General features: G+C 66.1%; 24 protein-coding genes and 1 pseudogene. 7 read left to right on the top strand and 18 right to left on the bottom strand.

Annotation, left to right across the window (positions count from 1 at the left end):
- Positions 1-5: 5 nt before the first annotated feature.
- A complete protein-coding gene (locus AC5592_RS08685; protein WP_036498354.1) occupies positions 6-311 on the bottom strand; it encodes a hypothetical protein in 306 nt (101 codons plus the stop codon).
- A 105-nt stretch (positions 312-416) separates the two neighbouring features.
- On the opposite strand from AC5592_RS08685, the gene AC5592_RS08680 reads away from it, so the two are divergent.
- The gene (locus tag AC5592_RS08680) at positions 417-1,058 is read left to right on the top strand and encodes a hypothetical protein (protein ID WP_036498353.1); all 642 of its coding nucleotides are present in this window, start codon (positions 417-419) and stop codon (positions 1,056-1,058) included.
- Between the two features lie 49 nt (positions 1,059-1,107).
- Here the strand turns inward: AC5592_RS08680 and yhjD are convergent, their stop codons facing one another.
- From yhjD to AC5592_RS08665, 3 genes are all read right to left on the bottom strand, one after another.
- Positions 1,108-2,121, bottom strand: coding sequence for an inner membrane protein YhjD (yhjD, locus tag AC5592_RS08675; RefSeq protein WP_036498352.1), 1,014 nt, complete (start codon positions 2,119-2,121; stop codon positions 1,108-1,110).
- 51 nt (positions 2,122-2,172) lie between these two features.
- Entirely contained in the window at positions 2,173-3,195 is a 1,023-nt protein-coding gene (trpS, locus tag AC5592_RS08670; RefSeq protein ID WP_036498351.1) for a tryptophan--tRNA ligase, read from the bottom strand.
- 69 nt (positions 3,196-3,264) lie between these two features.
- Positions 3,265-4,197, bottom strand: a complete 933-nt coding sequence (locus AC5592_RS08665) for an oxygenase MpaB family protein (protein WP_036498350.1) — start codon at positions 4,195-4,197, stop codon at positions 3,265-3,267.
- A gap of 99 nt (positions 4,198-4,296) precedes the next feature.
- Between AC5592_RS08665 and AC5592_RS08660 the strand changes: the two genes are divergently transcribed.
- Entirely contained in the window at positions 4,297-5,004 is a 708-nt protein-coding gene (locus tag AC5592_RS08660; protein WP_063063894.1) for a TetR/AcrR family transcriptional regulator, read from the top strand.
- A 7-nt stretch (positions 5,005-5,011) separates the two neighbouring features.
- On the opposite strand, the gene AC5592_RS08655 is transcribed toward AC5592_RS08660, so the two are convergent.
- The 4 genes from AC5592_RS08655 to AC5592_RS08640 all read right to left on the bottom strand — a co-directional run bounded on the left by AC5592_RS08655 (position 5,012) and on the right by AC5592_RS08640 (position 7,247).
- Positions 5,012-5,533, bottom strand: coding sequence for a barstar family protein (locus tag AC5592_RS08655; RefSeq protein WP_063063893.1), 522 nt, complete (start codon positions 5,531-5,533; stop codon positions 5,012-5,014).
- The gene (locus tag AC5592_RS08650) at positions 5,533-6,039 is read right to left on the bottom strand and encodes a guanyl-specific ribonuclease (RefSeq protein ID WP_063920279.1); all 507 of its coding nucleotides are present in this window, start codon (positions 6,037-6,039) and stop codon (positions 5,533-5,535) included. The genes AC5592_RS08655 and AC5592_RS08650 overlap by 1 nt, the downstream gene beginning before the upstream one ends.
- A gap of 330 nt (positions 6,040-6,369) precedes the next feature.
- Complete coding sequence (locus tag AC5592_RS08645; protein WP_157121679.1) at positions 6,370-6,831, bottom strand: hypothetical protein; 462 nt, start codon at positions 6,829-6,831, stop codon at positions 6,370-6,372.
- Positions 6,828-7,247 carry a hypothetical protein gene (locus AC5592_RS08640; protein ID WP_063063890.1) on the bottom strand — a complete coding sequence of 140 codons (420 nt, stop codon included), beginning with the start codon at positions 7,245-7,247 and terminating at the stop codon, positions 6,828-6,830. Before AC5592_RS08640 ends, AC5592_RS08645 begins: the two co-directional genes overlap by 4 nt.
- A gap of 628 nt (positions 7,248-7,875) precedes the next feature.
- On the opposite strand from AC5592_RS08640, the gene AC5592_RS08635 reads away from it, so the two are divergent.
- Genes AC5592_RS08635 through AC5592_RS08625 form a run of 3 tightly spaced genes read left to right on the top strand, consistent with a single transcriptional unit; the run spans position 7,876 to position 9,558 of the window.
- The gene (locus tag AC5592_RS08635) at positions 7,876-8,232 is read left to right on the top strand and encodes a hypothetical protein (protein WP_232329266.1); all 357 of its coding nucleotides are present in this window, start codon (positions 7,876-7,878) and stop codon (positions 8,230-8,232) included.
- Complete coding sequence (locus AC5592_RS08630) at positions 8,213-8,722, top strand: DUF6879 family protein (protein WP_063063889.1); 510 nt, start codon at positions 8,213-8,215, stop codon at positions 8,720-8,722. The genes AC5592_RS08635 and AC5592_RS08630 overlap by 20 nt, the downstream gene beginning before the upstream one ends.
- Positions 8,719-9,558: a helix-turn-helix domain-containing protein gene (locus AC5592_RS08625; RefSeq protein ID WP_063063888.1), complete on the top strand. Its 840-nt coding sequence runs from the start codon at positions 8,719-8,721 to the stop codon at positions 9,556-9,558. The genes AC5592_RS08630 and AC5592_RS08625 overlap by 4 nt, the downstream gene beginning before the upstream one ends.
- A 124-nt stretch (positions 9,559-9,682) precedes the next feature.
- Here AC5592_RS08625 and AC5592_RS08620 read toward each other — a convergent pair whose 3' ends face one another.
- Positions 9,683-10,471 carry an exodeoxyribonuclease III gene (locus AC5592_RS08620; protein ID WP_083870601.1) on the bottom strand — a complete coding sequence of 263 codons (789 nt, stop codon included), beginning with the start codon at positions 10,469-10,471 and terminating at the stop codon, positions 9,683-9,685.
- 14 nt (positions 10,472-10,485) lie between these two features.
- Here AC5592_RS08620 and ephH point away from each other — a divergent pair, with 14 nt between their 5' ends.
- Complete coding sequence (gene ephH, locus AC5592_RS08615) at positions 10,486-11,418, top strand: epoxide hydrolase EphH (protein WP_232329265.1); 933 nt, start codon at positions 10,486-10,488, stop codon at positions 11,416-11,418.
- 52 nt (positions 11,419-11,470) lie between these two features.
- On the opposite strand, the pseudogene AC5592_RS08610 reads toward ephH, so the two are convergent.
- The 9 genes and pseudogenes from AC5592_RS08610 to AC5592_RS08570 all read right to left on the bottom strand — a co-directional run bounded on the left by AC5592_RS08610 (position 11,471) and on the right by AC5592_RS08570 (position 20,408).
- Positions 11,471-13,259 (bottom strand): annotated as a pseudogene (locus AC5592_RS08610) (AMP-dependent synthetase/ligase).
- Between the two features lie 106 nt (positions 13,260-13,365).
- Positions 13,366-14,217: an alpha/beta fold hydrolase gene (locus tag AC5592_RS08605; RefSeq protein WP_063063886.1), complete on the bottom strand. Its 852-nt coding sequence runs from the start codon at positions 14,215-14,217 to the stop codon at positions 13,366-13,368.
- Positions 14,214-15,470: an acyl-CoA dehydrogenase family protein gene (locus AC5592_RS08600; protein ID WP_063063885.1), complete on the bottom strand. Its 1,257-nt coding sequence runs from the start codon at positions 15,468-15,470 to the stop codon at positions 14,214-14,216. Before AC5592_RS08600 ends, AC5592_RS08605 begins: the two co-directional genes overlap by 4 nt.
- Before the next feature lie 17 nt (positions 15,471-15,487).
- Entirely contained in the window at positions 15,488-16,357 is an 870-nt protein-coding gene (locus AC5592_RS08595; RefSeq protein WP_063063884.1) for an SDR family oxidoreductase, read from the bottom strand.
- 14 nt (positions 16,358-16,371) lie between these two features.
- Positions 16,372-17,253 (bottom strand): MaoC/PaaZ C-terminal domain-containing protein, encoded by an 882-nt coding sequence (locus AC5592_RS08590; protein WP_063063883.1) that lies wholly within the window; start codon positions 17,251-17,253, stop codon positions 16,372-16,374.
- 4 nt (positions 17,254-17,257) lie between these two features.
- Complete coding sequence (locus tag AC5592_RS08585) at positions 17,258-17,692, bottom strand: type II toxin-antitoxin system Rv0910 family toxin (RefSeq protein ID WP_063063882.1); 435 nt, start codon at positions 17,690-17,692, stop codon at positions 17,258-17,260.
- A gap of 41 nt (positions 17,693-17,733) precedes the next feature.
- Positions 17,734-18,951, bottom strand: coding sequence for a lipid-transfer protein (locus AC5592_RS08580; protein ID WP_063063881.1), 1,218 nt, complete (start codon positions 18,949-18,951; stop codon positions 17,734-17,736).
- Between the two features lie 234 nt (positions 18,952-19,185).
- The gene (locus AC5592_RS08575) at positions 19,186-19,830 is read right to left on the bottom strand and encodes a TetR/AcrR family transcriptional regulator (RefSeq protein ID WP_030513545.1); all 645 of its coding nucleotides are present in this window, start codon (positions 19,828-19,830) and stop codon (positions 19,186-19,188) included.
- Between the two features lie 38 nt (positions 19,831-19,868).
- On the bottom strand, positions 19,869-20,408 hold the full coding sequence (locus AC5592_RS08570) for a potassium channel family protein (protein WP_063063880.1): 540 nt from the start codon (positions 20,406-20,408) through the stop codon (positions 19,869-19,871).
- 257 nt (positions 20,409-20,665) lie between these two features.
- On the opposite strand from AC5592_RS08570, the gene AC5592_RS08565 reads away from it, so the two are divergent.
- Positions 20,666-21,049 (top strand): hypothetical protein, encoded by a 384-nt coding sequence (locus tag AC5592_RS08565; protein ID WP_198163791.1) that lies wholly within the window; start codon positions 20,666-20,668, stop codon positions 21,047-21,049.
- The last annotated feature ends 22 nt before the right edge of the window (positions 21,050-21,071 follow it).

Raw genomic sequence — 21,071 nt, 5'->3', positions numbered from 1 at the left:
CCCGATCAACGGCCCGCGTCGGCGCGATCGAACTCGCGTGCTCGGGCCTCATCGATGTGCAAGAACTTGGCCGATACCGTCACCGTGTTGTCGCCGATGACATCCAGCACTGTGCTCAAGTCCTGCACCGCTTGCGACGCCACCGTACCGGCCGTCGTGCACGCCTCGCCGATGGTGAAGCCCGGGAACCCGTTCGTCACCGCGGTCGCGGCCTCTCCGTGCTTGACGCCCTTGATTTCTCCGGCGTAGGCCTTCACGTTGCGGGCCAGGATGGCAGCGTCGGCGCCGTCGATCTTCAGAGTCTCGCCCAATGGATCACCCACGAAGCGTCATCGTACGGGCACCGAAGCAGCGAGTTCAAAGCCTCAGTAAAGATTCACGTTACGCTTGCCCAGTACGAGGGAGGAGTTGTCGAAATGGGGTTGACCGATCGGGATCCGATACACGAAAGCACGCGCCGACTTGCGGAAGCGTTGACGACAGCGCGATCACATGCCCAATCACGGGATGGGTATCTGGTGGTGGAAGCGTGCGCAGACGGAGAGATCGCCATCCGAATCGACGATCGCGCGTTGACCTACGGCGGCGCGGCCGTGGGTGCCGAGCTCACCCGACTGGCTGCCGAGGCCCTCGCGGCCGCACGCGTCCAGGTACGTGATGCCGTGCAGGTCTTCAGTGCCGATCCCCGCGTCGCCGAGGCGGTTGCGGCAACCGGCGACGCGATGGGTCGACCGCCCGGCACGGCTGCCGGATCCGGATTGCCGGACCGGCCCCACAATTCGCCCCCGAATCGGCCCGAGAACCGACCGATGAACCGCCAGTGGCCAGCCAACCACGTTGTGCCCGAGGACGATCCGTCGGGTGCGTACGACCGACGCGCAACAGCACGACCGGCGACCGAGCACCAGTCGGCATCGTGGCAGGACCATCGGCAGGAGCGGTCGAATACCCCTCCGCGACAGCATGCTTCGCCGAATGCGTCACCGCCTTACAACCTCTACGACGTGCCCGATGACGATGAAGACGCTTACTATCAGCGGAAATCCTGGCTGGAGTGACCGTTGCGGCCTCCGCCGCGGCGGCCGGCTGCGCCGATCGAGCCGCGCGTCACCGCTTCCGGCGCGCGATACCGACCATCGAACCCAGCGCCGCACCCACCCCGAACAGGGCCAGGCCCGTGCTCGCCGTCATGCCCGCGTGCATGCGCGGCTCGATCACCGCCGGTCCCGGCGCCGGGATCTCGGCCTCCACCTCGTTCTCTCGCGCGGTGGCGGCCCAGGCGGTGGCGAACAGGATGATGCGGGCGGTGATGTAGGCGAAGACCATGAGGCCGATGATCGAGCCGAAGGCGACGCCCGCGGGGCTGGTGAGCACCTTCTGCAGGTAGAAGGAGGCCACCTGCTTCCAGATCTCGAAGGCGATCGCGGCGATGAACGCCGCGCGCACGGCACTGCGGAAGGTCACCGGCTGGCGCGGCAGCCGGGCGATGATCCAGACGAAGACCGCCCAGGACGCGAGCACCGCGAGCACCAGCGTCAGCAGCCGCAACAGCCATGAGACACCGGGTGCCTTGTCCAGCCCGACACTTTCCAGCAGTTGCAGCGCCAGTCCACTCGACGACAACGCCGACAGGCCCAGCGACACCACCATCGCGACGCCGAGCCCGGCCAGCGCCATCAGGTCCGACAGTTTGGTCTTGAACCAATTGCCCTCGTGCGCGGGCTGTTCCCACTGCTCGGTCAGGGCGGCGCGCAGGTTGGCCATCCAGCCCAGTCCGCTGTAGGCGGCGATGAACAGACCGATGAGGCCCACACTGGTCCGGGACTTGATGGCCTGGTCGATCAGATCGTTGACCTGGCCGCCGAAGGACCCCGGAATGTTCTCGACGATCTTGTCGCGCAGCTCCTCGAGCAGCTGCGGATCGCGGGCGAGGACGAATCCGGCGACCGCGAAGGCGACCATCAGCAACGGAAACAGCGAGAGCACCGTGAAATACGTGATGCCGGCCGCGAAGTAGTCGCCGCGCTGGCGCTGGTAGCTGCCGCCGGCGCGGACGGCGTGGTCCAGCCACGGCCGCGCTCGCACCTCACGTTGGATCCGCGCCTTGAGCTTGTCGAGCACCTGTCCTCCCGAACCTGTTCAACCGCAACACACGGCCTCGCGCGGCGCAGATCAGCGGTGCAGGAAACCCACTCGGTCGTACACCTGCGCGAGGGTCTTACCGGCGATCTCGCGCGCCTGCTCGGCTCCGGTGGCGAGAATGCGATCGAGTTCGCCCTGATCGTCCAGATACTCTTGCACTTTCGCCTGCAGCGGTGTCACGAATTCCACCAGGGCGTCGGCCACATCGGCTTTGAGCTCGCCATATCCCTTGCCCTCGAAGCCTTTTTCGAGTGTGACGATGGGCGTGTCGGTGAGCGAGGACAGGATCACCAGCAGGTTGCTGACGCCCGGTTTGGTCTCCGGGTCGTAGCGAATCTCCCGTTCGGTATCGGTGACGGCCGAGCGGATCTTCTTCGCCGACACCTTCGGGTCGTCGAGCAGATTGATCAGGCCCGCGTCGCTGGCGGCGGACTTGCTCATCTTCGAGGTGGGATCCTGCAGGTCGTAGATCTTCGCCGTCCCGGTGACGATATGCGGTTCGGGGACCACGAAGGTCTTCTTGAAGCGAGTGTTGAAGCGCTGCGCCAGGTTTCGGGTCAGCTCCAGGTGCTGGCGCTGGTCCTCACCGACCGGGACCAGCTGCGGGCGGTACAGCAGGATGTCGGCCGCCATCAGGATCGGGTAGGTGAACAGGCCGACGGTCGCGTTGTCGGAACCCTGTTTGGCCGACTTGTCCTTGAACTGGGTCATCCGGCTGGCCTCGCCGAAGCCGGTGATGCAGCTCAGCACCCAGGTGAGCTCGGCGTGCTCGGGCACCTGACTCTGCACGAACAGGGTGGACCGCTTGGGGTCGATACCCAGCGCCAGCAGCTGCGCGACACTGCGCACGGTGCGGTTGCGCAGCTGCTTGGGGTCCTGCGACACCGTGATGGCGTGCATGTCCGGAATGAAGTAGAGCGCCTCGTAGTCGTCCTGCAGCGGCACCCAATACTGCAGCGCACCAAGGTAGTTGCCGAGGTGGAAGGAGTCGCTGGTCGGCTGGACGCCGGAGAGGACCCGCTGCTTACGTTCGCTGGGGGCAGGACTGGACATGAATCGATCTTCCCATGCACGCCCAAGCGGTTTTTCCCGAGGGAGCGGGGACGTCCGGGGCGGTGCCGCTCAGACCGCGTGCCGCTCGGCATAGCTGCGCGGATCCACCCCCGGCATGCTGGACCTACCGCTCGCCACCAGGTTCTTTTCCCGCCGGGTGATCAGGCGATAGACCGGGGCGCTCGGTCCGGACAGGGTGTCGCGCAGTACCGGCGGCGCGAGCGGCGGCCGCACGTGGGCGGTGCGCACGGCCTGCGCGAGCCCCCGGTACGCGAGTTCTTCGCGCCGGCCCCACCGGATGTCGTACATCCGCCGGATCCGCGGCGGCAGCGAGCCCTGGACCAGCAGATGCGCCCCACTGCTGGCCTGCCGCCACGGGCGCGGCAGCGGATGCGGCACCTGCGCGCCCGCCAGATACGAGCCGACCAGCCGTGCTTCCTCGGTCAGATACAGCTCGTCCGAGGCGAGGTAGGTATCGAAGACCCGCCGGAAGGCCGGATAGTCGGCGGGAGCGGCCGAACGCGGCATGCCGAACAGCTCACCCCAGCGCACGTAGTCCTGATACAGGTCCTCCCGCTCGCCCGGAGTCAGCTTGCGCACCAGCACGTCGTGCATGACCTCGGCGGAGTCGGCGGTGAACGCCATGGTCATGAACATCAGATGCGGGTCCAGCGCGGAGTAGTGCGAACCCGCCGGATGGTGCGGGCCCGCATCCTCGGGGAGCACACCTTCGACGGGGACATGCCGCTTGCGGGTGAACGCCAGCGCGCGGTCGGCCTCGTCCTTGTCGCCGAGGAACACCGCCTCGAACAGCCGGCCGGTAAGTGCCAACCGCGTGTACGGGGTGGCGCGGTGGGCGGTGTTCTCGGCGGTGCCGACGAACAGCAGCGGATGGACCGCGCCGATCACCAGCGCTCGCAGGCCGTAGGTCAGTCCCACCGCGCGTTTGCGCATCACCCGGCGGATCATCGAATCGTCGGAGAAATATCCCGGACCAGGCATCGTCGCCCTCCTCGCATGGAATCTGGCAATAGCATCCACCAGAAACCCTTGTTCTGGCAAGAGCCCGTGCCAGAATTGCGTCCGTGCCACAATCGGACCGTGACGGCACAGCGGACCTATGGCGGTATCTCGGCCGCCGAACGGCGCGCGGGCCGGCGTGCCGCGCTGCTCGACGCGGCGCTCGAGATCATCGGCACCCAGGGCGTGGACAAGCTGACGGTCGCCGGGCTGTGCGCCCAGGCCGGGCTGAACGAGCGCTACTACTACGAACAGTTCACCGGCCGCGACGCCGTTCTCACCGCGCTGTTCGACGGCATCGCCGAGGAGCTGGCCTCCGCCATCGTGCAGGCGTTGCAGGAGGTGGTCGGCGGATCCGCGGCGGAGACTCCGTCCGGCGCGCCGGACGATGCCGCCGACCCGGCCGCACGCCGGACGCGGCCGGAAACGCGCACGATGGCGCATGCCGCCGTCGCCGCCGGTATCCACGTGCTGACCGACGATCCGCGCAAGGCCCAGGTCGCGCTGGCGGTGAGCGCCTCCACGCCGGAACTGCGCTCCCGCACCCTGCAGACGATCGCCTCGTTCGCGAATCTGGTCGCCGCGCGCGGCGTCGACTTCTACGGCCTGGGCACGCCCACTCCGGACCCGGCGATCGGTTTCCGCGCGACCTACCTGGTGGGCGGTCTGGTGCAGACGCTCACCAGCTGGTTGCAGGGCGATATCGATATGACCCGGGAACAGCTCATCGACGAAACCACCGACGTGTTCGTCCTCCTCGGTGAGGATCTCGCCCAGCGGCTCCGCTGAACGCGCCTTACGCCGGGTCGGCCATGGTGAGCTCGACCGGCGACAGCACCGCCGGATGCTGTTGCAGCACTGCCCGGAAGACCGTGCCGTGCGCGGCCCAGTATTCGGCCGCCTGGGTCATGGCGTCGGCGAACCATTCCAGATCCTCGCGCTGGTCGGCCAGCAGCGCGCTCGAATCACGGATCACGACAACGTATCCCGGTGCTTCGCCGACGAATTCGTCCAGGTCGCGCAGACATTCGTCGAAGGCGTCGCGGTTGTCGCCGAAATAGTAGGGGAACTGCAGGGCGGCGGCGAATTCGTCGAAAACCCCCGCGGTGGTACGCATCTTCGTGCCCCGGAGCTCGCGGGCGATATACCCGTCCGGGACCTGGAATCGCACCCCGCTGAACGGTCCGGCGCCGACGTCGAGGGCGCCGAGGACCGGCCCCGTCGCGGCCCGGGGGGCGCGGCCGTTCTGCCGCGCCGCAGCCGCATCGGAGCTGGCGGCCGGGGCCAGGAACTGCGACAACGACATGGTTTCGGCCATCAGCGCATCCTCGTGAAGGTCTGGTAGTGGTCGCCGGTGTAGTAGGCCGATCCGTCGCTGCCGGTCACGATGCGTTCGGCGTCGCGGGTCTGGCCGCGTTGCTTCGGGTTGACGTCCCATTCCTGATAGCTGATCGCCTTACCGCTCGAGTCGGTCTTCGGCAGGGTTCCGGCGCGGTTCATCCACTGATCGCCGCCCTTGGTGCCCGGCGCGTTCGCCGAACCGGGCCAGCGTCCGGCGTCGATTTCGACGAGGGTGGCGTAGGCGCGATCGGGCACGCCCGGCGCCCGGGTCGCCGACGCGGCGGGTGTGGCGCCGTTGCCGGGCGCGGGTTTGGCGGATGCGGTGGTGGACTGCGCGGCCTTGGTGGACTGCACGGTCGCCGCCACCGAATTCGCGGTGTCGTGCGTGGTGGAACCGCCGCGCAGGCCCAGGACCCCGGCCACGATCGCCGCGATCACCAGCCCACCCAGAACCATCAGGATGCGAATTCTCTTGTCGGACATGTTCATCGGTGCCTGTTCATCGGTGCTGCCGGACTTGCGGAGGTCCCGTCCACACTGACGGGGAGAACGACGAGTCGACTCGCCGCCCCCATCGGCCGGATGGTAGCGCGGCCCTCGTTCACGACAGACAAACCTACGGGACAGCCTGGTGTCGTGTCCGGAAAGGTTGATGCGGCGTCACGTGGGCGAGTTGTCATCGCCGCAGCTATCGGCAGCAGGCCCGGATAATTCGCGCTGCCCGTAACGGTGAACAAATCGTGCAAACCTAGCCGTTTTTCGCGCTTTTGCCGCAGTTTTGCGGAGGTTTGCACGAAAAGTTCAGGGTGACGGCTACCTGTCCCCCTTGGACGGATAGAAACCGGTCTCACCCGTACCGATTGCCGGGGCCGGGGTGTAGCGCTTGCGTTCACCTCCGCCGGTGACACCGCACAGCTCTTCGTCCTCTCCCAACGGCATCGCGTAGTACCGCATCTCGAAGTGAGTTTCGGTCTCGTCGGCACCGACAGTCACCACCCGGTGAGTCGTCTCGATCTCGATCCCAGGAAATTCGGCAGGGAACCGAACCCCGACGAAGGTCGGAAAACCGTCGTCTTTGCCGACCCAGAAGCGGACCCCCTCGTCCGGCTCTATTCGGCCCCCGATGCCTCCGGAGAACACCCGGCCGGCCTCGTTGCGAGCTTCCACATAGGTCCAGTCCGGCTGGTCAGGCTGGCACCACACGCGCCACGTGTAGCCACCGTCGGTCCGCTCTGCCGTTACCGGCGTCCAGCCTTCGTCTGCGAGCGATGTCACGAATGAATCCTCACACACGGATACCCCGGAATAGTGAGGTGTCCCAGCGGGTCCCACCAACCCGCACACAGCTGGGTACCGTCCAGGAACCCACCCGTCGGACCATACGAATCTCGGGCTACACCCGGTCGCAACGGACCCTCGAACACATGCTCGCTGTACTTCTTCTCAGCCTTCGCGGCGTTGCCACCCGGAGGCACGATCAGGTAGTACGCCTGAAGGTTCCCGCTGTAGCCGTGCGCCACGGCAAGCGTCGTAACCACTTTGTAGGCAGTCAGCCCTTCCCCCGACACGTACAGCGTCACCGGGCCGTCCTGCCGTTCAGCGTCGGCATGAGCGAGACCGGCACCGAGGGTGAGCGCCGGAATTATGCCGATGAGCGCCGCAGCAAGAGCGAGACTCCATCGCGTATTCATCTATCCCCCTGAGTATTTCGGTCATCAGTTACGGAATCGAGGGCGTCGCGGAACCGCCTGATCACCTCTACCGGCAACAGCTCCGCCTTCGCGCCGGTAGCCAGTTCGCGGACCATGTGGGTTCCCGGCTTCCTGCGTTTGCCGAGCATCTCTCTTCACTGCTTTCGGGGCCAGAAGAGCACCGCCGAGAACGCCACCAACGGCACCGCGAACGCTATGAACAGCCCCATCAGGCGCCCTCCGCGTCGATGTCCGCCGCACCGAGCCGTTCGGCATCGCCTGAACCGAACGCCCGAGCGCTGTTGCACGACTGCCGGTACTCCAGATACACGCCGGCCCCCGGTTGGTCCCCGGGGTACGCCTGCACCTCCAGCACTCCACCTGGAAAGGTGTAAAGCCTTGTGCGCCTTGGCTCTGCGTCCATGTCGTCTCCGTCGCCTCGTGACCGGTGGTAGGGCACCCGGCACCGGGGAAGTCGGTTCGGCCCGGTGCCGGGGCTTGGTCAGAACCGTAAGAACCGAGCCGGACGGCGGTCTACCATCATGCACAAACATGCACGAACCAAAGATTTGCAGTGCATTACAGGCATGGCAGGGCCACAATCGAGTCCTGATGTGCAATTTCATGCATGACACCGTTGGAGGTAAGCGCGATGAAGCTACGTTTTCTCGGTAAAGGTGGGAGCACCAATAATGGGTGCCCAAGCTTGTACGCCACCGACCAAAACACATACCTAGTGCAGGGCTGGGAGACGAACACTGTTGGCACAGTGGAGATTCCGCACTTGCTTCCCGGCTTCGCCGAACCGGATACGTTCATCGGTGCCACGTTGACCGACACCGGCCGGGGAACGTTCAGCGTCACCGGCCGACTGGTCACCGAGCCGGACGTGCTCGGCATATTGACCTTGGCGGAAGATGAGACCGCGATCGAGGTTCCGAAACAACTACGGAGGTTCTACGGCCATGCTGCTGGTACCCGATGAAGGGTTCCCGGACCTACTCCGGACCTGCAAGCGGGAAGCGTTCCATCTCGAAGTGCTCGACTCCTACGCCGAGCCCGGAGAGAGCGGACCGTACCGGCGATTCCTCGCCGGTGAGCCGGATGACTACGCATGGTTCAAACCTTGGACGGAACTAGTGCAGGAGACCGTGAGCCGGGGAGTCTCGGTGACGCGGGCGCGTATCGTCTCGGTGCCGCACACCGACTACACCCGGTTCTCGATGCGTGTCGCTGAACTCAACACCGATGCGGGCGAAGACATCCGGTACCTACCCCGGCACGATGCCGGGGAAGTTCCGCCGGATGATTTCTGGCTGTTCGATGACGAGACCGTCATCTACTCGGCATTCGGGGAGTCCGGCGGCTGGTCCGGTGCAGTCACCACCGACCCACACATTGCCAAGTACGCCCTAGGGCTGAAACAACGATTCTGGTCGCTTGGTATCCCGTTCCGGGAGTACGTCTCCAAGTGACTGGTTCCGTAGGGCAACAGCGCGAATCTCTCGGGGCTCGGCTCCGGGAGATTCGCTTTGCTGCCGGGTTGTCCGGTGCCGAACTCGCACGGCGTAACGGCTGGGACCCCTCGAAGGTATCTAAAATCGAATACGGACGGATAAAACCGTCTCTCGAAGACATCACCGCATACTGTCGCGACTGCAACGCACAGGACCAATTACCGGACCTGCACGCCACCCGACAGAACATAGACACCGCCTACCTCGAATGGCGGAAAGTTCTCGGAACCGGCACCAAGCGACGGCAGCAACAGTCGATCAAATGGGAATCCGAGGCTCGAATACTTCGATCATTCGAGCCGGTACTCGTTCCGGGACTACTTCAAACCGCCGAATACGCTGCAGGCATCCTCCGCAAGGTTATCGAGTTCCAGCAGATACCCGACGATTTGGACGCAGGGGTATCCAAGCGGATGGAACGGCAACAAGTCCTGTACCAGCGAGGCCACCTATTCCACTTCGTCATCGGTGAACAAGCGTTGTACACCACCGTTGGGGACGATCAGACAATGATCGGTCAACTCGACCGACTGCTAGCGGTCCAGGGTATGCCCCGTGTAACCATCGGAGTTATCCCGTTCACGGCACCGTTCGAGACGGCTACAACTAGTTTCCTGATGTTCGACTCGAAAATGGTTCTCGTCGAGAACATCACCGCAGAGTTGAACATCACTCAGCCGCGAGAGATTCGGGTGTATCACCGGACATTCGATGTGCTGGCGCGGCAGTCGGTCACCGGTGAGGCTGCCCGGACGTTGATCCGAAAGGCTCTGGAGTCGAGAGGCCACCGCTGACCGGTCGGGTACAGGGGTACGCCACTCGGGCTGAGGCAGTGTCACAAACCAACGATTACTCCCGTCCACGCTGACGGGACGCGGTGTGGAGACGATGGTCCCACCGCGTCCGGTCGATCAGGATTCAGCGATATTGCACGGTGACCGGAGCGTGGTCCGACCAGCGGAGCGCGTACTCGGGCGCGCGCTCCACCACGGCCTGCTTCGCGCGGCCGGCGATCGCGCCGCGCGCGAGGTGGTAATCGATTCGCCACCCGGCGTCGTTGTCGTAGGCGCGGCCGCGGTAGGACCACCAGCTGTAGGGGCCGGGCACGCCCGGGTGGAGTTGGCGGACCACGTCGACATAGCCGGCGGCAAGCATTTCGTCGATCCAGGCCCGCTCGCCGGGTAGGAAGCCGGAGTTCTTGACGTTGCCCTTCCAGTTCTTGATGTCGAGTTCGGTGTGCGCGACGTTCCAGTCGCCGCAGATCACGAAGTCGCGGGTCTGCGCCTTCATATGCGCGCCCAGTTCGCCGAGGAAACGATATTTCTCGTCCTGCATGGGAGTGTCGGCCTCACCGGTGTGCACGTAGACGCTCGCGACCGTCACGTCGTCGAAGTCTGCCTCCACGTAGCGGCCGACGCCGTCGAATTCAGTGCTGCCGAAGCCGATTCGCACGCGCGTGGGCTCGCGGCGCGACAGAATCCCCACCCCGGCGCGACCCTTGGCTCCCGGCTCGGCGTGGGCGAGGAACCATCCGGCGTCGAGGACCGAGGCCAGCGCCTTGCGGGTCTGCTCATCGGTTGCCCGGGTCTCCTGCAGGCAGATGATGTCGGCCTCGGTCACTGCGAGCCATTCGAGCATCCCCTTCCCGGTCTTGCCGGTAGCTGCGCGTATGCCATTGACGTTGACGGAACTGATGATGCTGGCCACGTATCGACCGTACAATGCGGGAATCAACCCGTCCTCGCGGACATCGCGGCCACGCCCAGCAGGCCGCCACCGATTCGGAAGGGGTGACGACGATGACGTCCGGCACCACCCAACCCGCCACCTCCCTTGCGCCGATGACAGCCCTGCACACCGGATCGGGTGATCCCCTGCTGCTGTTGCACGGTTTTCTCATGTCGCCGCACTGCTGGGAGGACGTCGCGTCCCGATTGTCCGCTACTTGCGAGGTGTTCGCTCCGGCCTTCGCCGGGCATTGGGGCGGCTCCGACCTCAGTGGCTGGTACATCGACGTGAACCTGCTCGCCGACCGGGTCGAGGGTCAGCTCGACGAATTGGGCTGGCGCACCTGCCATATCGCGGGCAACTCGCTCGGCGGCTGGGTCGGCTTCGAATTGGCCCGCCGCGGCCGGGCCCGCACCCTCACCGCCATCGCACCCGCAGGTGGATGGCACAATCCGTCGCTGGCCCAGCTGCGCGTGGGGCTCGAGTTCCTGACGTTGGTGCCCATCGTGGAAATCGGCAAGCGGCTGCCCGCCTCGATCCGGTTCAGCGCGCCGGTCCGGCGTGCCACCGCCATGCTGCTGAGCAAGAACGTCGCCGCGGCGCCCCGGCGCGGGGTGGAGGCGGCGATCATGTCGGCAACCCACTGCGCGGCCATGCTGCCCCTGATTGCCAGTGGTTTGCGGATGGCCGTCCTCGACGATCTGTCCACGGTGCGGACGCCGGTGCGGCTGCTGATGTGCGAATACGACCGGATCATCCCGAATCGCATGTACGCCAAGCGTTTTCTGCGGGAACTGCCCGAGACGGCGGACCGCATCCTGGTGCACGGCGTGGGGCACGTCCCGATGCTGGAGGCTCCCGACCGCATCGCGACCCTCATCGCCGAGCACGTCTATGCCAGCCGCACGCGTCTGCGGGCGGTGTGAGAAAGGCCGGCGGATCGGTTCGAACCCCTCGGCGCCGATCCGCCGGCCGCCATCAATCCCGGTACATGGCGTCGATCTCGGCGGCGTACTTCTCGCTGATCGCCTTCCGTTTCAGCGACATCTTCGGGGTCAGTTCGTCACCACCGGGTTCCCACACCGTCGGCAGGATGGTGTAGCGCTTGATCTGCTCGACCCGCGCCAGCCGCGCGTTCGCGGCCGCGATTCCGGCGTCCACGGCGGCACGCAGTCCCGGATCGGCGGTCAACCGCGCCGTATCGGCCGACGGCAACGCCGGATCGGCGCCGTCCGGACGCACGGCGGCGCAGGCGTCGGGATCGAGGGTGAGCAGCGCGGTCACATACTTGCGGTTGTCGCCGATCGCGACGACCGTGCCGACCAGCGGACACGAGACCCGCACGGCGCCTTCGATATTCGACGGCGACATGTTCTTGCCCGCCGCGTTGATGATCAGCTCCTTCTTGCGATCGACGATACGCACGTAACCGTCGGCGTCGATGGCGCCGATATCGCCGGTGTGCAGCCAGCCGTCGCTGTCGAGGACTTCCGCGGTTCGGACGGGATCGTTGCGGTATCCCCGCATCACCAGGGGACCGCGGACCAGCAGTTCAACCGTCGTCGGCCACGGTGACCTCGGTGCCGGGCAGCGGTTTTCCGACGGTGCCGATGCGGATGGCGTCGGGCGGATTGGCCGTGGCGCCCGCCGACGTCTCGGTCATCCCCCACGCTTCGCACACGGTCAGGCCCAAACCGAGGATGAACGCCATCGCATCCGGGGCGATGGGCGCCGCGCCGCTCAATGCGGCACGCACCTCGTCCAAACCCATGCGCGCGCGAAGCGCCCGCAGTACGGTCCGTTGCACGATTTCGTGCCGCACCCGCAGCGGCAACGGAATCGGCCGTCGATCACTGCGCCGCCGAGCCACCTCCGTACCGACGCCGATGGCGTGCTCGAGAATCCGGCGTGTGACCGGATCCCGCTGTGCCACAACCCCTTCGATGCCAGACTTGATCTTGTACCAGATGGCCGGCACCGCGAGGAACAGCGTCGGCCGCACCTGCGGCAGAACCTCGATCAGCTGTTTCGGATCCGCGACCGTCGTGATCTGCACACCCTCGACGATGTTGTTGTAGTGGCAGAACGCCCGGTTGGCCAGGTGCGCGTCGGGCAGATACGACACCACCCGATCGTCGGGCCCGACCGGCAGCAAGGACTCCACCGCCGCGAATTCGGCCAGCAGGTTCGCGTGGGTCAGCTCGACGCCCTTGGGCGGTCCGGTGGTGCCCGAGGTGTAGACGATCGTCGCCAGCGCATTCTCGTCGACTGCCTGCCAGGTGGCGTCGAAGTCGAAATCCGGATCGGGCAGCGCGGCCAGTTCGTCGAGGGTGAGACAGCCGTCGGCCGGACCGTCCACGCAGACGATCAGCTCGATGCGGCCCTGGGGGTCGGCGGCCCGGATCGTCTCCAGGAAGTTCGACTCCGTGATCACCACACGGTTTCCGGCGTTGTCGAACAGGTGGGAGATCTGTTCGGGGGCAAAGGTGTTGTAGATCGAGAACGGCACCGCGCCGGCATGGAGGACGGCCGTATCGGCGAGGTGAAATTCCGGAATGTTGGTCAGCATGAGGGCAACCGTGTCGCCGGGGCGGACATGGCAGGCGGCCAAACCCGTCGCGATCGCCCGCACTCGCGCGGCGTAGTCGCGCCAGGTCAATGACGGTGTTCCCGTCGGACCGCGCAGCGCGATGCGGTCGGAACAACGCGCGGCCGTCCGTTGAAAGGCCGCGCACAGGGTCCGCGCGGGCTGTTGATGTTCGCTCACGTGTTCTCTCCGTCTCGAGCGTGATGCCGGCCTCGATCACACCGGCGAGCAGAGGATGACCGGCCGCACCGGATCCACAGGGCCGCGGAACCTGTTGCGAGCGCGCCTATTTCGCTGTCCGAGCGGATCGCTGCGCGTCGGCGAAATCGGCGATCAGCGCCGCGACCGCGGCCGGATCGTCGAGCTGCGGACAGTGCCCGGCGGTGGGCAGAATGATCAGCTCACTGCCGGGCACCAGGCGATGCAGTTCCCGGCTGGCCTGCGGCGGGATGATGCGGTCCTTGCGACCGTGCACGATCAGCATCGGGCAGTCGATGGCGTCGAGGGAATACCCCGCGACCGTCTCGTGCGCGAACCGGACCGCGTGTTCGAGCAGCCAGAACATGCGCTCCCGCTGCCCGTAGCGCTCACACCAGCGGTCCAGCACCACCGGGTCCGCGCCTGCGGGACGGCCGTAGAGCAGTGTGCGCGCCGACCGGCGGACCAGGCGGCGCGCCAGGCCGGCGGGCACCGGCAGCGTCCCCAGCCGCGCGACCAGTGCCGGGGTGCGCGCACCCCGGGCCAAGCGGGCCATCCGATCGGCCGAGAGGATCGGCTCGTCCAGTGTCACCACGGCCCGCACCGATTCCGGCCGCCGCTGCGCTGCCCGAACCGCCATCATGGCGCCGAGCGAATTGCCCGCCACCACAACAGGTCCGGTGGTTTCGAGCACGCCGTCGACGAATCGATCCAGCTGCGCGAGCAATGGCCCGGGAGCGAACGCGCCGGCTACGCCGTGGCCGACCACGTCGACGGCCACCGCCGCCCGGCCCCGCCGATCCAGTTCCGCGAGGACGCCGTGCCAGGTGTCGGCGCAGTCGGCGAAGCCGTGCAGCAGCAGGATCGGCACACCCGCCCCGTCGGTGGTCAACGCCCGGGTCCGCACGCCGTTGTAGCGGACCCGGGATTCCCTGATCACCGGCCCAGCAGACCCTTCGCGATGTGGGTCACCTGGATCTCGTTGCTGCCGGCGTAGATCATCAGCGACTTGGCATCGCGGGCGAGTTGTTCGACGCGATATTCCTGCATGTAGCCGTTGCCGCCGAACAGTTGCACGGCCTCCATCGCGACCTCGGTGGCCGTCTCCGAGCAGTACAGTTTGATCGCCGAGGCCTCGGCCAGCGTGGGCGGTTTCCCCGCGCGGCCGCGTTCGAGGGTGTTGAAGACCATGTTCTGCACGTTGATGCGGGCGATCTCCATCTTCGCGAGCTTGAGCTGCACCAGCTGGAAGCGTCCGATCTCCTGACCCCACAGCGTGCGGGTCTTGGCGTATTCCACACAGAGCCGGTGACATTCGTTGATGATGCCCAGCGCCATGAAGCCCACGCCCACCCGCTCGGCGACGAAACTCGTTCGCGCGCTTTCGCGTCCGTCGCCGCCCTTGTGTTCCTCGGTCTCGCCGAGCAAACGGTCTCTGCCCAATCGCACGTTGTCGAAGAACAATTCGCCGGTGGGCGAGGAGTGCAAACCCATCTTCTTGAACGGTTTGCCCTGGGTGAAACCCTCCATGCCCTTGTCGAGGACGAAGGTGAGCACCTTGCGATCGCGCCTGTCGGTGCCGTCGCCCTCGTCGAGTTTGGCGTAGACGACCACCACATCGGCGTAGGGACCGTTGGTGATGAAGGTCTTCTGGCCGTTGAGGATGTAGTCCTCGCCGTCACGCTTGACCGAGGTCTTCATGCCGCCGAAGGCATCCGAACCCGAATCCGGTTCCGTGATGGCCCACGCCGCCACCTTCTTCAAGGTCACGATATCGGCGAGCCAGCGCTCCTTCTGCGCGAGCGTGCCGCGCGACATGATGGTGGCCGCGCCGAGGCCGATGGAGACGCCCATCGCCGCGACCAAACCCATACTGACGCCGGACAATTCGCTGATCAGCACCGCCATCAAGGACTGCTGCTCGCCGAACGGGTCACCCCCGGCCCTGGGCTTCTTGTCGCGTTGGCCGGCCTCGTCCGGCGCGGCCTCGGCGGCACGCTGTTTGGCGAGCATCTTCTCGATCGCCTCGGCGCCCATGACGTCGATGCCGAACTCGCCGAACAGTTTTCGCAGGATCGGATACGGCGGCATCTCACCGCTGTCGAGAGCGTCCAGATGCGGCCGGATCTCCTTGTCGATGAAGGCGCGCACGGCCGCGCGGATCATCTCGTCGGTCTCGGACCATTCGAACATCGTCGTTCTCCTCTGCGTCAGGGCAGCCGGGCTGCGATGTCGTCGATCAGCCAGGGACCGTCGGTTTCGATGGTCTTCACGTCGTGCCAGCCGCCGAGCTCGGAGATGGCGCCGCCCTGGACGGCGAAGACCTTGCCGGTGACCGGGCATTTGTCGGTGGCCAGGTAGGCGACCAGCGGCGAGATGTTGGCCGGGCTGAAGGCATCGAATTCACCCTCGCCCACCTCGGCGGCGAAGATCGCCCCCATTCCGGGTGTGGCCAGGGTCAGGCGCGTGCGTGCCATCGGGGCGATGGCGTTGACGCGCACGCCATAACGCTCCAATTCCTCCGCGGCGACCAGCGTCAACGCGGCGATACCGGCCTTGGCCGCGCCGTAGTTGGCCTGGCCGGCGTTGGGCAGGGTGACGCCGGAGGCCGAGGCGGTGTTGACGACGGCGGCGTTGGGTTGCTTACCGGCCTTCGACTGGTCCTTCCAATACGCCGAGGCGTGGCGCAGCACATTGAAGTGGCCTTTCAGGTGCACCGCGATGACGGCGTCCCACTGCGATTCCTCCAGGCCGGCGATGAACCCGTCGCGCAGGATGCCGGCGTTGTTGATCACCACGTCCAGCGTGCCGAATTCCGAAATCGCCTGGTCCACCAGGTTTTTCGCACCATCCCACTGCGCGACGTTGTCGGTGTTGGCCACCGCCTTCCCGCCCGCGGCGCGGATCTCGTCCACCACCTCCTGCGCCGGTCCGGCGTCGGCGCCCTCCCCTGCGTTGCTGCCGCCCAGGTCGTTCACCACGACCGAGGCGCCCTCCCGCGCGAACAACAGCGCGTGTTCGCGTCCGATGCCGCGGCCCGCGCCGGTGATGACGGCGACCCGCCCATCCAAAACACCCATGACAGTCTCCTCGACTACGAGTTGTCGGCGACGACCGCCAGGCCGTCGGTCAGAACGAGATCGGTTCCGCGTGCGGTGCGGAACGCGTAGGTGGTGTCGGAGCCGGTCGAGCCGACCTTCCAGATCTGGGTCTCCAGATCGTCGCCGGGGAACACCATCTTCGAGAAGCGGACCGCGAACCGCTTCAACCGCTGCACATCGGAACCAGCGACCTCGGTGAGAACGGCCCACGACGACATCGCCATCGTGCACAGACCGTGCGCGATGATGCCGGGCAGTCCGGCATCCTTGGCCACCTGCTCGTCCAGGTGCAGCGGCACCGGATCGCCGGAGGCGGGGGCATAGCGGTAGGTCTGATCGTCGTCCACATGCGCGGCGACCCGGGCCAGCGGCGGCTGCGCCTCCAGACCGGGATCGAACTTGTGCGGCGGCGCGCTCTCACCGACCTGCTTGCCGACGTCGATGTTGCGGAAGAAGGCGGTCAGGTACTGCTCGTTGACCAGCTCACCGCCGGAGTCCCGGCATTCGATGAGAATGGTGATGGTGGTGCCGTTCTCGCGGCCCTCGTAGCCGATCGCCTTGGCCCGCGAGACCAGCCGATCACCGGGCCGGATCGGGCGGTGAAAGTGAAAGTCCTGCTCGCCGTGCACGACTCGGCCGAAGATGTCCATCGGGACGACGTCGATCACCGGCATCATCATCGCCTCGAAGACGGGGACGATGGCGAAGACGGGTGCGGCGATGTCGCCGGACAGGTGAGCCGGAATCGGGTCGTTGGTGGCGGCGGCGTACTCGGCGATCCGCTCCCGCGTGACCTCGAACCGCTCCTCGTCGGACCAGACGTTCAGGCCCGCATCGTCGAATTCCACGGGCCGGGGCCCTGTTTCGGTCGCCATCTCGTCAGGCCGTCGCCAGGGCGTCGAGCTGTTCGAGGGTGGTGTCCAGCTGCTTGGCGCCGTCCTTCTCGACCGCCTTGCCCAGCGCGCCCTTGATGAGCGCACCCTCGAAATCCCCGGAGACCGAGAATTTGCTGCCTGCTCCCTCGGGTGCGATGTCGAAGGAGAACTTCACCTTCACACCGGCCATCCCGGCACCGCTGAGGACCAGGTTGTTCGGCGAATTCACCTCTTCGACAACCCATTCCATCTTGTTGGCCATGCCGAGCATCATGATCTTGGCGACCAGCTTCGAGCCAGCGGTCAGCGTGGCCGGCGGCTCCTCCATCCAGCGCTCGTGAATGGTGAACCATTTGTCCCAGGTCTGCGGATCCGAGACGACCGCCCACAGCGCGTCCGGGGTGGCGTTGAGGTTCTTGGTGGCTTCGATGTGACCCATGCTCGTACTCCTCGTCGAGTTCGCTTGTGGTGTGGTGACTTTCAGCGCTCGGCGCGCTGGTAGGCGGTGACTACCGCGGCTCCGCCGAGGCCGATGTTGTGCTGCAGGGCGGCGGTGACGCCCTCGACCTGACGTTTGTCGGCGTCACCGCGCAACTGCCAGGTGAGCTCGCTGCACTGAGCCAGACCCGTCGCCCCCAGGGGATGGCCCTTGGAGATGAGGCCGCCGGACGGGTTGACCACCCATTTGCCGCCGTAGGTCGTCTGATCGCCGTCGATGAGGCCGCCGGCCTCGCCCTCGCCGCACAGGCCCAGCGCCTCGTAGAGCAGCAGTTCGTTGGCGGAGAAGCAGTCGTGCAGCTCGATCACCTGGAAGTCCTGCGGGCCGAGGCCCGACTGCCGGTAAACCTGCTGCGCGGCTTGCACATTCATGTCGTAACCGATGAGGTTCTTCGCGGTGCCGTCGAAGGTGGAGGCGAAATCGGTGGTCATCGCCTGGCCCACGATCTCCACCGCGCGCCCGGCCAGACCGTGCCGGTCGACGAAGTCCTCGGAGGCGAGGACCACCGCACCCGAACCGTCCGAGGTGGGCGAGCACTGGAGTTTGGTGAGCGGGTCGTAGATCATCCGCGCGCCCAGAATGTCGTCGAGCGAATACGCGTCCTGGAACTGCGAATACGGGTTGTTCACCGAATGCTTGTGGTTCTTGTACCCGATCTTCGCGAAATGTTCCGCGGTGGTGCCGTACTGCTTCATATGTTCGCGGCCCGCCGCGCCGAACATCCACGGCGCCGGCGGGAACAGCACCTCGGAGATCTCGGCCAGCGCCATCATGTGCTTGGCCATCGGCTGCTCGCGGTCGTCCCAGGTGGAACCGAGCGAACCCGGCTGCATCTTCTCGAAGCCCAGCGCCAGTGTGCAGTCGGCCAGCCCGCCCCGAATCGCCTGCGCCGCAAGGTAGAGCGCGGTGGAGCCGGTGGAACAGTTGTTGTTCACGTTGATCACCGGGATACCGGTCATCCCCAGTTCGTAGACCGCGCGCTGGCCGGAGGTGGACTCGCCGTAGACGTAGCCGACGTAGGCCTGCTGCACCTCCCGGTAGTCGATCCCGGCATCGGCCAGCGCCTTGGTGCCGGATTCGCGGGCCATATCCGGGTAGTCCCATGCGCGGGTGGTGCCGTCGGCCTCCTCGACCTGCCGCCGACCCGGTTTCTCGAACTTCGTCATTCCGACGCCGACGACGTAGACCTTGTTCGTCATCGAACCACCCTTCTCCCAGTCGGCCGCTCCGCGAGCGGCAGTGGTCGATCCGTTCCGATCGAACTGAAAACAAACATACGGAGCTGTATGTAAAGACGCAATAGGGTGTGCGCTTTCGCCGTCAGATCTGGGTATATACCCAGCTAGAACGTTTGTGTTGATACGTACAGGCGCTTCTGTAGCTCGATACAGCTCGCGCATTGACGCCGGTGCACCGGCGTGGCGGTACGGGCGTCAGCCGCCGATTCCGAGGCCCGGGAGTGCGGATTCGGCGGCACGACGCAGGTGCGCGGAAGCGCGCTGCCAACGGCGGTGGGCACGCTCGGGATCCGGAGATACGAAGTTGGAGACCAGGATTCCGCGCAGGGTATCCATCGCGGTATAGGCGAAGTCCCGGACTTCCTTGCGCCGCAACTCATCCGGGACCAGCTGCGATACCGCCATCAGAACGGCGTTGTTGACGAACGGTTCCACCTTCTCGGCCTCGGCGGCCAGCACCGGATCGGTGCGGCCGGCCACCCACAGCTCCATGGCCGCGATGAACAGCGGCCCCTGGTGCAGCTCCCACATCGCGTCCAGGGTGGCGCCGATCGGATCGTCACCGGCGCGCAACCGGCCCAGCTCCTTCATCGCGGCCTCGGTGCGCCGCTGCGCCAGGTGGGAAATAGCGGCTACGACCAGATCGGTTTTGGAACCGAAGTGGTGCACCTGCGCGCCGCGGGTGACCCCGGCCCGCTCTGCGACGCGCGGCGTCGTGGTACCCGCGTAGCCGTATTCGACCAGGCAATCGATGGTCGCGTCGAGCAATCGCACCCGCATCTCGCTGCTGCGCTGCTCCTGAGTACGACGCGGCGGCTTACCGACGACAGATCTGGCCATCCGGAAATCCTACACTTACATACACACGTGCATGAAACTCATTCGGGCTCGCGCGCCGCACGTCCGCGTTGTATCGCGGCGAGTAGCACCCGCACCCCGGCGCCGATGAGCGCCAGATCGGCCAGAATCTGCACCGTCACCACGACGCGCGCCGCCTGCGAGGTCGCCGCGATATCGCCGAAACCGACCGTCCCCAGTACGGTCACCGTGAAATAGAGCGCGTCGATCCGGGTCAGCAGCGCCGAGAAACTGTCCGGCTCGGCCGCCGACATCAGCACGTACGTGGTGGCGAACATGAGAATGAAGGCCACCGCGATCATGGTCAGCGCCTCCGCCCCGCGCAGCCCGGGATACGGCGCGGCGACGATGCGCGTGGCCTGCCGGTAGATGAGGACGACGACCACGACCAGACCACCGCACAAGCCCAGAATCGGACCCAGCTCGTTCAAATGATGAAGGGGCAGCACGAAATACAGCGCCACCAGCCCGATCGTCGTCAGCGCGGTCCGCGCGGCGGCATACAGCACCGCCCGCCGCCGCGCATCACCACCGCCGCTCCCCTGTACCTGCGGATCCATCCTGACCTCCCGGTCGAGTGCTGCCGCCTGCTCCGGATCACTCAACCACGCCGTGGGCGGGAACGAGCGGAGGTTGGCGCCGCGGCAAGCAGCCACTTCCCCACGGTGGGAAATCACACCACCACGCGGCGGCGACTCGAGTTGAGAGACTGAATATCGACCAGTCGGTGACGGGCTGTGCCTGACTCTGTTCGACGAGTCGGCAGGGCTCACGGGCCGACATGTCGAGATGTCTCGCCGGAGCAGCGTGAGGATTGATGAGAGAACTTCACCCCGATGTACGCGTGGCGATGGCGATGGGACGAGAACTGAAGCACCGCATCGCCGAAATGCGTGAGCGTGCCGACGGCATAGTCGCACGCCGACCCTCGCCGAGCGGGATGGTGATTCCCGAGGTCAATGTGTACGGCCAGCTGACGGACCTGTATCTCGCACCCGGCACCTGCGATCGTTTCGGCAACGACGAGCTGGTCGCCGAGATCGTGGCTGCCATCCGGGAAAGCACCGTCAACGCGCGCCGGCAGTACGGAATCGCGATGAACGAGGACCATCACCATGTGCCGCTGGCCGAGAAGGCACGACTGTGGCGGGCGGAGATGGACGCGCCGAAGCCCTCCACCACTGGGAACCCAGAAGAATAAGGCTCGGACGGCTGGGCGGGAG

Source organism: Nocardia violaceofusca NBRC 14427, from assembly GCF_963869435.1.
GTDB classification, from domain to species: Bacteria; Actinomycetota; Actinomycetes; order Mycobacteriales; family Mycobacteriaceae; genus Nocardia; species Nocardia aobensis.
This window is presented reverse-complemented; position numbering and strand designations above follow the sequence as displayed.